We start from the raw sequence: 12190 nt of genomic DNA, 5'->3' as shown, positions 1-12190 counted from the left end.
AATCATTTTTACTGCGCCTAGCTAGCCCGGCGCGCGCGAGCGGCGCGGCGTCGCATGGATCGCCTTTCGTCCTCGCTCTTACCGCCCCAAACGCCAGAATCCTGATGGTTCTCGATCGCCCATTTTAGACAGGTTTCTTGCACGTTGCACTTAGCGCAAACTAGCTTTGCCTCTTCTGCCTGAGCGATAGCTGGCCCGGTATTTCCGATAGGAAAAAACAGTTCGGGATCGACTGTCAGGCAGGCAGCACGGCTACGCCAATCCATTGGGCACTCCTTCGATTGGGAACATTAGGTGTCCCAGAGATGACTTCTGCGTTAACGCAGATTGGAACGTGTATCCATTTTTCTTATGTATGAAAGGTTTTGCAAGGGTTTTGAGGGGCATATCTGCTGGTTGGGGGGTGGGAATAGTCACAGCGGTCCCTTTGCGGTGGCCTGTATCACCGTGGCGGTGCAACCGTCTAGGTAAACGCCACGGCCCGGACGAGCGGCCCCTGGAAGAGGCATCATTCCCGTTAGGTTGTACTCGCGAGCCCATGACCGGAAGGTGGGGGATGGTTGCAAGACCACGATCTTTGCCTTCTGTGCAAACTCGTGTAAGGGGCCAGCAAAGCTTGTAGTCAGTTCTGCTATGGAACAGGTGAGGATGCGAATTGTTGCAGAACCGTTGTAGGCGGGACCGTCTCCATCCATCACATGCTCAGCAGGTACCTTCAGGAATTCTGCTAGGGCCCGAGCAAGGGTGGTCTTTCCGGAACCGCTCGAACCGGCAATTAGCCACCTTTCTCCTTGGGGTATCCATGGAGTAGCAAGGGGGCCTATCCAACCGATGCCTACCGTGGCAACTGTGCCTGGCTCTGGCAGACTGCTGACCAAAGGGATACCGGTTGCCACGAGTACTTCAGGTAAAGCAACCTGGACTATGGTGCGTTCCCCCGCCACGACTAGCGCTCGCCCCGGACACGTAAGTTGACTTGTCTCCTTGGAACGAAGACCGACCCTAGCGCTGTCTGCCTCTTCAGATAGTCCGAGGTAGATGCGTGTTGCAAAGTTGCTGGCCCACCTGGCTCCTGCACTGGTAGGCCGAATGGTGACAATTAGGTTAATGCCGTCAACCCTGCAGACCTGTTCCAGCAAATCCACTCCTGATCCGGCTCCTTCTGCCAGGTCCAGGTTTGCTATGAGGGAATCTGCGCCGTCAATGACTACGAGCGAACCTTTTGCATTGCCTGCAAGCAAAAGACGTATTCCTAGCGCCTGCTCGGAAGCAGTATTCAGAATGGAGCAAGCTCCGCTCCATTCCCCTGGACGATTGGTGAAGACATGAACTGCTCCGGCGGCATATTGGCAGGCTATTGTCTTCGCCGTCGTGGTTGCGCCCATCCGGGTGGGGGCGCACAGAAGTGTTTTCCCTATGCTCGGTAGACAAAAAGTAGTGGTGCACTGCCTTTTTGGATAGTCCGCTATGCCGAGGACGGTACCGTCGCCACCTCCTGCTGCCGCTTCGGCCAGAGAAATGCTCTGTGGCAGAGGCTCGGCCCAGGGCGCAGGTGCTCTAAAAGTTGTACTTGCGCAGATCTTGTTTACTGCCGATGCAACCATCTCTGGTTTGGCCCAGGCTATCTGCACCTCCCGGCGGTTGCCAGCTGCATCAAGTATTGCTCTGCCAGGTATCGGCGGCAGGTTCGCAGCTGTCGAATCGCCGAGCACATCGAGCGAATCACCTGCTTCTAGTACGCGAAGGCATAGCCGCAAACTGGCATTTGCTCGAATATGAGAGTCCACTACTCCGCCCGGCCTTTGCGTGGCGAGTATGAGCGATACCCCAAGTGAACGCCCCAAGGCTGCAATGCGCGTAAGGTCTTCCATGATTTTGGGGTGGGTCAGTGATAGCTCTCGAAATTCGTCGACGACTATTACCAGCCGGGGTCCAATATCGCCGCCTTGGCCCGCTACGCGTTCGCGCCTATGCAACTCCGCTAGCAAGGAGGACAGCGCCCTCTCAGTAGCGCCTGAGTCTAAATTAGTCAGCATTCCCGCCACATGAGGTAACTGTGCCAAGGGGGCAAAGGCCGCACCGCCTTTGTAATCGACCAGTATGAAGTTGACCTGCCAGGGTGGCATCGCCAATGCCAGCCCCAATAGCCATGTGGTGAGTGCTTCAGACTTGCCCGCCCCGGTAGTCCCAGCAACCAGCGCGTGAGGCCCATCTGCTAGGTCTATATAGACCGGTCCAGAAGCATCGGCGCCTATCTGGACTCTGGTAGCTGGCTTTACCCACAATTCGGTATTGCCTGAATAAGCGGGCAAAGCATCTTCGGCATAGAGCAAAGCGGGCATCTGGCTGTTGGTTTCCAAAAATGCCTCAAACCACCGCTGTGATACTCCGACTGCCTGATCGACGGCTAGGATCCGACTAGCGCTCGCGGGCACGTCCTCTTCGTGAGGTACTGCTGCCATAGTCGCGCTGCCGTCTTTCCACGAGACTCGATATTTACCGTCAAGGGGAGTTATTTTTGCGTCACATTGGGCTAGCCACCACCACAGGCTGGTTTTTGCGCCGCTTCCAACTAGGTATACGGATTCGCCATGCTCAACTTTCAAAATCCCGCCTCTTTGCGAGGCCGATAGCCAGGCCATGAGGGGACCTGTAGATTTACCTTTTTGGGTCTTTCCGGTGGCCGCAAGATATAAACCCCACGGTGTTGGGAAGGGCAATTTCTTCTCTGCAGTTGCCCGATACTGCCAGATTGCTGCTACTAGTGCCGATATTAAAATCGCTCCCAGCGCGATGGCTGCCCATTTGTTTGCGGTTAAGGACCTCCACATTAGTAACGGCATTATCAGCATGGGGATTAGGAACAGCGCTTTAGAGAAGCTTCTCTTTTGCTTACCTGGACGGCGAAAGCGTAGGTCTGGTGGGCGTCTTGCTACTCGCACTGGTGTCTGCCCAAACATAATTCGTTGGCCGTGGCGCACGAAGATTTTCTTGCGAACCGGCCACCAATAACCCACCCGAAGTCGGATGGGGTTATGGGGGGCCACGCTCTGGGCTATGAAGCCCTTTCTATGGCGAGATATTTTGACCTGCGCTCTAGAGGCCGTAGGGTCGCCAACTAGAGCTCGGCCGAGCACGCCCTCTTCTAGACGATTTGGGCATCCTGCGTACGGGCCGGATTCAGGCGTCAGCAGTAGTTGGTTCATGCCCTCACGGTAGGGTGTAAGGGTAAAAATGGCCCGGGCTTATCCACACTGGCTGTACTTAAATAGACCTTCGAAGCGCTGTGGATAACAATAGGGGACATGAGTGAGCACGAGCGCGAAGAACAAGAATCTGCCCAGCAGCTGCATGCAGAGCTGACAGACCAGATTGAAGCTGCGAGGTACCAGTATTACAACCAAGAAGCCCCTGAGCTTTCGGATGCTCGGTACGACGAATTATTCGCGCGCCTTACACGACTGGAGGAACAGCATCCTGAACTCGTGGACGCGAATTCCCCGACCCAGTCGGTAGGGGGTAGCCCTGAGGCAGCGTTTACTCCCTTTACTCACCTGGAGCGCATGTTGTCTCTGGACGACGTATTTTCACTCGATGAAGTTTCACTGTGGTACCAACGCATGCAGAAGGCTGCGGGCACTAGTGAAGTGCCGGTTACGTGTGAAGTGAAGGTAGATGGGCTTGCCATCTCGTTGCTATACGAGGACGGCGAACTCACGCGTGCCACCACCCGTGGAGATGGCACGGTTGGCGAAGACGTGACTGCGAATATCGCTACTATCAAGCAGATTCCTAAACGGTTGCACGGAGAGGATCTGCCGAGGCAGATCGAGATTCGCGGAGAGATTTTTCTGCCGTTGAAGGCCTTCGCTGACATGAACCAGAAGGCCGCTCTGTTCAATAAGGAGCAAGAGGATCTGAAAGCCGCTGGTAAGAAGGCAAGGCCTAAACAGAAGATTTTTGTGAATGCCCGGAATGCTGCTGCCGGGTCACTAAGGCAGAAGGATCCAAAAGTTACTGCTTCTCGCCCGTTGCGGATGATTACGCACGGCTTGGGGTTTGTGGACTGGGCAAATGGACCACAGACTCAGCACGGCTGGTATTCCCAGTTGAAGGAATGGGGATTGCCAGTTTCTGAGGAGACTGAGCGGGTTTACTCTTTGCAACAGATTTATGACTACATCGACCGGATTGGGAAGAAGCGGCCGCAGATTTCGCACGGTATTGATGGAGTGGTCGTAAAGGTCGACCAAATATCGCTCCAAAAGCAATTGGGGCAGACCTCCCGTACGCCGCGATGGGCTACCGCGTATAAGTTTCCTCCGGTAGAGGTCCATACCCGTCTACTTGATATAAGAGTGCACGTGGGGCGCACAGGCAGGGTCACCCCGTATGGACTTATGGAAGAGGCTTTTGTTGACGGTTCTAACGTGTCTCGGGCAACCCTTCACAATGCGGAGGAGGTAGTTCGCAAGGGGGTACTTATAGGAGACACTGTGGTGCTTCGTAAGGCGGGTGATGTTATTCCCGAGATCGTTGGCCCGGTAGTGGCAGCGAGAGATGGTTCCGAACGTGAATTTGTCATGCCTGATACCTGTCCGTCCTGCGGAGCTAAGATCGCGGCGCAGAAGGATGGGGACGTGGATCTTCGGTGCCCTAACCAGGCCTACTGTCCTGCTCAGATCACAGAGCGGATATCGCATTTAGGTTCTAGGGGAGCATTTGACATTGAAGGGCTAGGAGACGAATCAGCGCTTGCGCTTACCCAGCCGGAAGCCAATAGGGACGAGGTGGCGGCTTCGCTAGTGCAGGGACAGAAGGTGTTACTGGAGGACGGCAACGTATTGCAATTGCGGGAGGCGGAGGATCTTCCGCATGCCGAGCAGATCTTGAAGGCCGAGGCCCTGCTGCCTGCCCCCGCTGCTCCCATCTTGTCCAATGAGGCTCCGATTTTTAGTCTTACTTCGGAAGACTTGCGGGACGTGATGACTTGGCGGAAGAAGAAGGATTGCTGGGTCCAAGTGCGCTATTTCTGGTCGAAGGGGGAAAAGCTGTCGGCCGCTGCGGCGCAGCAAGCCGGCTCTGTCTTCGGGCCGCCGAAGGAAGGGAAAACTGTCAAATCACTGATGGCAGAGCTCGAGGCTGCCAAAGCGCAACCGCTGTGGCGGGTGCTAGTGGGGTTGTCGATTCGTCATCTAGGTCCTACTGCTTCGCGAGCATTAGCTAGCCATTTCGGTTCTATGGATGCCTTGCGTTCCGCTTCTGTTGAAGAAATTGCCCAGGTCGAGGGCGTAGGTGCGGTTATCGCGCAGTCGGTCAAGGACTGGTTTAGCGAACCTTGGCATGTAGAGATCGTGCAGGCCTGGGAAGAGGCTGGGGTCCGGATGGCAGACGAAGTCGAGGCTAGCCGTCCTCAACAAACCCTGGCGGGGATGACCGTTGTTGTTTCGGGCAAGATGCCGGGTTATACCCGTGAGTCTGCTAAGGAAGCGATCGAGTCGCGGGGCGGTAAGGCCGCCGGATCGGTGTCGAAAAAGACTAGCGTTGTGGTAGCCGGTGATGGGGCAGGATCGAAGGCTACAAAGGCAGAGTCTTTAGGGATTCCAGTGCTTTCGGATGAAGACTTCGATAGCTTATTGCAGTCGGGGCGTGAGCTTCTTGTAAGTCGCGGTTTACTAGAGGATGTATCGGAGGGGACGGACTAACCGTTCGGTCATCCGAACGAAGGCTCCGCGTGATTCCCATTCTAGGAGGCTCATTTCTCTGGCGTTGGTTAGGTCTTCTAGGAAAACCTTCTCTAGATAGGCTGCCTGTTCTCGATCGGTGATCTGCAGGTTTATCTCGTAGTTGCCAGTCATGGATAGCTGGTCAATGTTGGCGGTGCCGATGGTTGACCAGCGTCCGTCTACCGTCATGGTCTTCGCATGGATCATGACGTCCTGGTATAGCCACAGTTGGGCGCCGGATTCAAGTAGTTCGGCGTAGAAGGAACGGGCTGCCCAGTCGGCAATTAGGTGATTGGATTTTTCCGGCACCAGGATGCGGACGTCCACCCCGCGGTGTGCTGCTGCGAGGAGGGCATCTTGGATCTGCGAGTCGGGAATGAAGTATGCGGAGGTAATCCACACGCGTTTGGAGGCCCGTTCGATGGCGTTGATGTAGCTGCCGCGGACGGGGAACAAGAGTTTTCGTGGGGTGTTCAGCGCAGCGGTTATCTTGTTGTCCCAGCTGCGTGCTCCGCGGTCGAAGAGGTGTTTTTGGGATCCTTTGCAGTGCTCGTTCCAGAAGTCAACAAAGGCATTGTCTAGCTCCCACACGCCGGGGCCTTCAATGCGAAGGTGGGTGTCGCGCCATTGGTCGATGTAGATTTCGCCAATGTTATATCCCCCTACGAACCCGATCTTGCCGTCGGCTACGACGATCTTGCGGTGGTCTCTGCCCATTGCCCGCAGTCCCCGTTTGAAGATGCCGAATTTGAGGATTGGAAATTGCAATACGTGAAGGTGTTCCAGTTTGGGGAAGCGCTTGAACCGTGGGGGCACGACTAGGTTGCCGAAACCGTCGTAGATTATGAAGACGTCTACGCCACGGCGCGCTGCAGCGATGAGGGCGTCTTTGAAGCGTTGGCCGGTGTTGTCACCTTTCCAGATAAATGATTCAAAGAAGACATAGGATTTGGCGTTCGAGATGGCATAGATCATGTCGTCATACAGTTCGCGCGCATCCATGTACGTGGTCAATTGGTTGTCCGAGACGGCTAGGTCTTTTGGTGCCAGGGCGGGAAATGACAAAGGCCCGGATGGGCTGCGGCGTTTCCTCCACTCGTCAACCGCCACTAGTCCCGCGGCAGCAACCGCCTGAGCTGTGAGTATGCCTCCCGCAGTATATTTGGTTACTTTCTTTGCTGTTGCGATCCTGGAACGTTTTGCCATGGATTTACTCTATCGCGAAGGGCTTATTTACTGAGCCACTTACGCCTTAGCGGTAGCTAACAGGTACCATCGAAGCATGTCGACTATTTCCACTGAAGAGGTCGCCCGGCTTGCTGGGCTGGCCCGTATTGCACTTACTGATTCGGAGATTACGCGACTTGCTGGCGAGCTTGACCAGATTGCAGATGCGGTTTCGCGCGTGTCTGAGGTTGCGACTCCTGATGTTCCGGCTACTTCCCACCCGATTGCGTTGCAGAACGTTATGCGCGAGGACGAGGTAGGTCCAACTTTGGATCGCGACGAGGTGTTGGCTGCTGCGCCCGCATCGGAGCGGGGTCAATTCAAGGTTGCGCAGATTTTGGGGGAGGAATAAATGAATAGCATTTTGCAGCTTTCCGCGCTCGAGTTGGCGCAGAAGCTTTCTGCTGGCGAGCTCACCTCTGTGGAGCTGACTCAGGCCTGTTTAGACCGGATTGCCGCGGTGGATGACAAGGTGCACGCGTTCTTGCACGTTGATGCCGAGGGCGCCCTGGAGACGGCACACAAAGTTGATGAAGCGCGCAGCCAGGGACAGGAATTGCACCCGCTGGCGGGTATTCCGATTGCGGTAAAAGACAATATTGTTACTCGTGGCATTCCTACTACCTGCGCGTCGAAGATCCTTGAAGGATGGCTTCCTCCGTACGACGCTACTGTGGTTACTACTCTGAAGAAGGCAATGCTGCCGATCGTGGGTAAGACCAACATGGACGAGTTCGCGATGGGCTCTTCTACCGAGCACTCCGCTTTCGGCCCTACCCATAACCCGTGGGACTTGGATCGTATCCCAGGCGGATCTGGTGGCGGCAGCGCAGCGGCTGTTGGCTCCTTCATGGTCCCACTTGCTCTGGGGTCTGATACGGGCGGTTCTATTCGCCAGCCGGCCGCGGTTACTGGCACTGTTGGCGTGAAGCCGACTTACGGCGCGGTCTCTCGTTATGGCCTGGTTGCCATGGCTTCTTCTTTGGATCAGATTGGTCCGGTTACCAGGACTCTGGCGGATGCGGCAGCTCTGCAGGAGCTGATCGGCGGGCACGATCCGGCCGATTCGACCTCGCTGGATGAACCTGTTGCCGATCTGCTAGAGGCAGTTCGCTCGGGCAAGGCTGAGGGGTTGCGCGTTGGCATTGTGAAGCAGCTGCAGGGCGAGGGCTACCAGGACGGAGTCGTCTCCACCTTCAACCGTGTCATCGATTCTTTGCGTGAAGCTGGCGCAGAAATTGTAGAGGTCGACTGTCCGTCCTTCGAATATGCCCTCTCGGCTTACTACTTGATTATGCCTGCAGAGGTCAGTTCCAACCTGGCCCGTTTTGACGGCGTTCGCTACGGCCTCCGCGTGGAGCCTGCTGAAGGCCACGCCACCGCAGAGCGAGTAATGGCAGCTACCCGTGAGGCAGGCTTTGGTGACGAGGTAAAGCGCCGCATTATCTTGGGCACGCACGTACTTTCCGCGGGCTATTACGATGCTTACTACGGCAGCGCACAGAAGGTGCGTACGCTCGTTCAGCGCGATTTGGATCGTGTCTTTGAACAGGTTGATGTGTTGATGTCTCCTACTGCTCCCACCACCGCGTGGAAGCTGGGGCAGAAACTGGATGATCCGCTCGCCATGTACCTGGGCGACGTTACGACTATCCCGTCGAACTTGGCCGGCATCCCTGGCGTGTCGGTGCCGATCGGACTGGATCCGCAAGAGGGACTTCCTGTTGGCCTGCAGGTTTTGGCTCCCGCTAGGGAAGACAAGCGGATGTACGCGGCTGCGGCTGCGGTCTCGAATGTCGTAGAGGCTAATCTGCCGGAGTTTTGCCCGGCTAAGACGTGGAAGGAAGACAAGTGAGCACACTTATGAAGTACGAGGACGTCGTAGCGAACTTCGACCCCGTCCTCGGCATTGAGGTACACGTGGAGCTTGGTACCAAGACCAAGATGTTTGATGCTGCTCCGAACGCCTTTGGTGGGGAACCGAACACGCAGATCACTCCCGTCTCTCTGGGCTTGCCCGGATCGCTTCCGGTGGTAAACCACAAGGCAGTTGAGTATGCGATCAAGATCGGCTTGGCACTGAATTGCAATATCGCTGAGTTCTGCCGGTTTGCTAGGAAGAACTACTTCTATCCGGACTTGGTAAAGGCATTCCAGACTTCCCAGTATGACGAGCCGATCGCTTATGACGGCTACGTTGACGTAGAGCTGGATGACGGCACGATGTTCCGTGTTGACATTGAGCGAGCCCACATGGAAGAAGACGCTGGCAAGAACACCCACATTGGTGGTGCGGAAGGCCGTATTCAGGGCGCGTCTTACTCGCTGGTGGACTATAACCGTGCCGGTGTTCCCCTAGTAGAGATTGTTACCCGTCCGATCGAGGGCGCCGGTGAGCGGGCTCCTGAAGTTGCTGCCAAGTACGTGCAGACTCTGCGCGATATTTTCAGGGCGCTAGACGTTTCTGAGGCTCGCATGGAGCGGGGCAATGTGCGTGCGGATGTGAACGTGTCGTTGCGGAAGGATCCTTCTGCTCCGCTGGGTACTCGTACCGAGACCAAGAACGTGAACTCGTTCAGGGCCATCGACAAGACCGTGCGCTACGAGATGCGTCGCCAGGGAGCGATTCTGTCGAGGGGCGGAAAGGTCATTCAGGAAACTAGGCACTGGCACGAAGAGGATTCGACTACTTCTTCTGGCCGCGAGAAGTCTGATGCTGAGGACTACCGCTACTTCCCAGAACCGGATCTTGTTCCGGTTGCGCCTTCCCGGGAATGGGTTGAGCAGTTGCGCCAGTCTCTGCCTGAGCTGCCTGTGGTTCGCCGCCGCAGGTTGCGCGAGGAATATGGCTTCACCGACATGGAGATGCGGGACGTTGTAAACGCAGGTGCTTTGGATCTGATCGTACAGACGGTGGAAGCTGGCACGAAGCCTGTGGCCGCTAGGAAGTGGTGGATGACCGAGCTCTCGCGTGCAGCGAAGGATAGGCAGGTGGATCTTGTGGATCTGCCGGTCGCCCCAGAGCAGATCGCCCAGCTGCAGAAGCTGGTTGACGACGGCAAGATGACCGACAAGCTTGCTCGTAAGTGTCTAGAGGGCGTGCTTGAAGGCGAGGGCGATCCCGCCGAGGTCATGTCCAAGCGAGGACTTGAACTAGTGCAGGACGATGGGGCGCTGGATGCGGCTGTAGCAAAGGTCGTGGATGCGAACCCGGATATCGTGGCTAAGGTTCAAAGCGGCAAGACCAAGGCGGTTGGCGCTCTGGTCGGTCAGGTAATGAAAGAAATGCGTGGCAAGGCTGATGCAGCCAAGGCCAGCCAACTCCTTCTAAAGGCATGTCAAGAAAAGTAAATATGAGGACTTCACCTTCTTACACGGTCCAGCTGCGGCTGGTCCTTTCTCAGCAGCGGATCTCTGCTGGCCAGGTGGTTGACCTGGTAACTGGTACCGGTGCCGAGATCACCGGCTTGGATGTTGCCCATTCCGAGGGCGCCGGCCTTACCGTCGACCTCACTTGCGATACTCGCGACAGTGAACATCGCAGGCAGGTTGCCAAGCTACTAGCGGAAACTCCCGGAGTGCAGGTTCAGGCGGTTTCTGATGCCACCTTCCTCGCACATATTGGGGGCAAGCTGGATGTGGAGCCGAAGACTCCAATCCGCAACCGCGACGACCTGTCTCGCGTGTATACGCCAGGGGTAGCCCGGGTGTGTACTGCGATCCACGACGAGCCTTCCAAGGCTTGGTCTTTGACAGTCAAGAAGAACACCGTTGCCGTGGTTACCGACGGCACTGCGGTTCTTGGGCTCGGCGATATTGGTCCGGAGGCTGCAATGCCCGTTATGGAAGGCAAGGCATGTCTGTTCAAGCAATTTGGCGGGGTGGATGCCTGGCCGGTTGCTTTGGATACGAAGGACACTGACCAGATCGTCGAAATCGTGAAGGCTATTGCGCCTGCTTATGGTGGCATTAACCTGGAGGACATTTCTGCGCCCAGGTGCTTCGAGATCGAGGAGCGGCTGAGGGAAGAATTGGATATTCCGGTCTTCCATGATGACCAGCACGGCACTGCCATTGTCTGCCTAGCAGCCTTGTTGAACGCGTTGAAGCTCGTCGACAAGAAGATTGAGGACATTCGGATCGTGGTTTCCGGTGTCGGCGCCGCGGGATCAGCCATCATCAAGTTGTTGATGGCCCAGGGTGCGAAAGACATTGTTGGGTACGGCCGCAGTGGAGCACTTGTGTCTGACGATGTGGAGGGCATGCACCCATCCCGTAGGTGGCTTGCCGAACACACCAACCCTCGCAAAGTGAAGGGGTCTTTGAAGGAAGGCCTGAAGGACGCCGATGTGTTCATTGGAGTCTCGCACGGTGACATCCTGACCGGGGAAGACATCGCCCAGATGGCACCAGATGCCATCGTATTCGCGATGGCAAACCCGATTCCTGAAGTGGATCCGATGGAGGCAAGCAAATACGCGAAGATCGTGGCGACGGGGCGTTCTGATTTCCCGAACCAGATCAACAATGTGTTGGCATTCCCAGGTCTCTTCCGTGGATTGCTAGATGCTCGCGTCTCGCAGATAACCACGGAGGTGCTACGGGTAGCAGCAGTCGCAATCGCCGAAGTGATTTCCGAGGACGAATTGGCACCTGAATACATCATTCCTGGTGTGTTCCATCCTCGAGTGGCTGATGCTGTTTCCACCGCGGTAAAGGAAGCTGTGGCGGACTTGCCCCACCACGAAGTAGCCGTGCAAGAGCACGTAAATTACTAAAAACGCAGTTCAGCGGCTAGTGTGCGCAGGCTCACTGGCCGCTGATTTGTATCTTAGGGTCGTTGTCTGGTTATATATTTTCCTGTCGCCCGGCGATACGGAGCGGCGGAAACAACTAAATAGCATTGCTGAGAGGCAAGTCACTCGAACTGAAGTTGACATCCTGGAAGCAAATGTTTTAGAGTTGATTTCTGTTGCGCTGGTGATTGGCCGACGCGGCAAGAACCCCTGGGGGTACTGGTAGAAACCAGGTTCCTGGTGTGGTGTGGTTGTTTTTGTTCTCGATAGTGTGTTTTTGTTTTTGCTCTTTTTTGTGTGTGGGCTTTGCGCAACTGTTTTGGTTGTGTTTGGTCTTTTTTTGTTTTTTTGGTTGGGATTGCCCTTTTTGGGGTGTTTTCTGAATGTTTTTGTTTGGAGAGTTTGATCCTGGCTCAGGACGAACGCTGACGGCGTGCTTAA

General features: G+C 55.8%; 9 protein-coding genes. 5 read left to right on the top strand and 4 right to left on the bottom strand.

Annotated features, from left to right (window positions below):
• Window positions 1–17: 17 nt before the first annotated feature.
• Window positions 18–266, bottom strand: coding sequence for a WhiB family transcriptional regulator (locus AC1EKG_RS06115; RefSeq protein WP_004807683.1), 249 nt, complete (start codon window positions 264–266; stop codon window positions 18–20).
• A gap of 147 nt (window positions 267–413) precedes the next feature.
• Window positions 414–3206: an FtsK/SpoIIIE domain-containing protein gene (locus AC1EKG_RS06110; protein WP_004807685.1), complete on the bottom strand. Its 2793-nt coding sequence runs from the start codon at window positions 3204–3206 to the stop codon at window positions 414–416.
• Between the two features lie 99 nt (window positions 3207–3305).
• On the opposite strand from AC1EKG_RS06110, the gene ligA reads away from it, so the two are divergent.
• Window positions 3306–5705 (top strand): NAD-dependent DNA ligase LigA, encoded by a 2400-nt coding sequence (ligA, locus tag AC1EKG_RS06105; protein ID WP_004807687.1) that lies wholly within the window; start codon window positions 3306–3308, stop codon window positions 5703–5705.
• Here ligA and AC1EKG_RS06100 read toward each other — a convergent pair.
• Window positions 5676–6932, bottom strand: a complete 1257-nt coding sequence (locus AC1EKG_RS06100; RefSeq protein WP_004807689.1) for a phospholipase D-like domain-containing protein — start codon at window positions 6930–6932, stop codon at window positions 5676–5678. The two genes, ligA and AC1EKG_RS06100, sit on opposite strands and share 30 nt — an antisense overlap.
• 76 nt (window positions 6933–7008) lie before the next feature.
• Here AC1EKG_RS06100 and gatC point away from each other — a divergent pair, with 76 nt between their 5' ends.
• Genes gatC through AC1EKG_RS06080 form a run of 4 tightly spaced genes read left to right on the top strand, consistent with a single transcriptional unit; the run spans window position 7009 to window position 11731 of the window.
• The gene (gatC, locus tag AC1EKG_RS06095; protein WP_004807690.1) at window positions 7009–7305 is read left to right on the top strand and encodes an Asp-tRNA(Asn)/Glu-tRNA(Gln) amidotransferase subunit GatC; all 297 of its coding nucleotides are present in this window, start codon (window positions 7009–7011) and stop codon (window positions 7303–7305) included.
• Entirely contained in the window at window positions 7306–8808 is a 1503-nt protein-coding gene (gene gatA, locus AC1EKG_RS06090; protein WP_004807692.1) for an Asp-tRNA(Asn)/Glu-tRNA(Gln) amidotransferase subunit GatA, read from the top strand. It begins immediately after the preceding gene.
• Entirely contained in the window at window positions 8805–10304 is a 1500-nt protein-coding gene (gene gatB / locus AC1EKG_RS06085) for an Asp-tRNA(Asn)/Glu-tRNA(Gln) amidotransferase subunit GatB (protein WP_004807693.1), read from the top strand. The genes gatA and gatB overlap by 4 nt, the downstream gene beginning before the upstream one ends.
• A 2-nt stretch (window positions 10305–10306) precedes the next feature.
• On the top strand, window positions 10307–11731 hold the full coding sequence (locus tag AC1EKG_RS06080; protein WP_004807695.1) for an NAD-dependent malic enzyme: 1425 nt from the start codon (window positions 10307–10309) through the stop codon (window positions 11729–11731).
• A 178-nt stretch (window positions 11732–11909) separates the two neighbouring features.
• Here the strand turns inward: AC1EKG_RS06080 and AC1EKG_RS06075 are convergent.
• On the bottom strand, window positions 11910–12190 hold a 281-nt coding region (locus AC1EKG_RS06075; RefSeq protein WP_285444862.1), incomplete at its 5' end, for a hypothetical protein.

This window comes from Winkia sp. C0117E2, assembly GCF_056590455.1.
The sequence above is the reverse complement of the archived record's forward strand: the minus strand, read 5'-3'. Positions and strand labels throughout refer to the sequence as shown.

Coding starts and splice junctions, on each gene's coding strand:
- gatC (WP_004807690.1), top strand. CDS start 7,009: ATGTCGACTATTTCCACTGAAGAGGTCGCCCGGCTTGCTGGGCTGGCC.
- ligA (WP_004807687.1), top strand. CDS start 3,306: ATGAGTGAGCACGAGCGCGAAGAACAAGAATCTGCCCAGCAGCTGCAT.
- gatA (WP_004807692.1), top strand. CDS start 7,306: ATGAATAGCATTTTGCAGCTTTCCGCGCTCGAGTTGGCGCAGAAGCTT.
- AC1EKG_RS06115 (WP_004807683.1), bottom strand. CDS start 266: ATGGATTGGCGTAGCCGTGCTGCCTGCCTGACAGTCGATCCCGAACTG.
- AC1EKG_RS06110 (WP_004807685.1), bottom strand. CDS start 3,206: ATGAACCAACTACTGCTGACGCCTGAATCCGGCCCGTACGCAGGATGC.
- AC1EKG_RS06100 (WP_004807689.1), bottom strand. CDS start 6,932: ATGGCAAAACGTTCCAGGATCGCAACAGCAAAGAAAGTAACCAAATAT.
- AC1EKG_RS06080 (WP_004807695.1), top strand. CDS start 10,307: ATGAGGACTTCACCTTCTTACACGGTCCAGCTGCGGCTGGTCCTTTCT.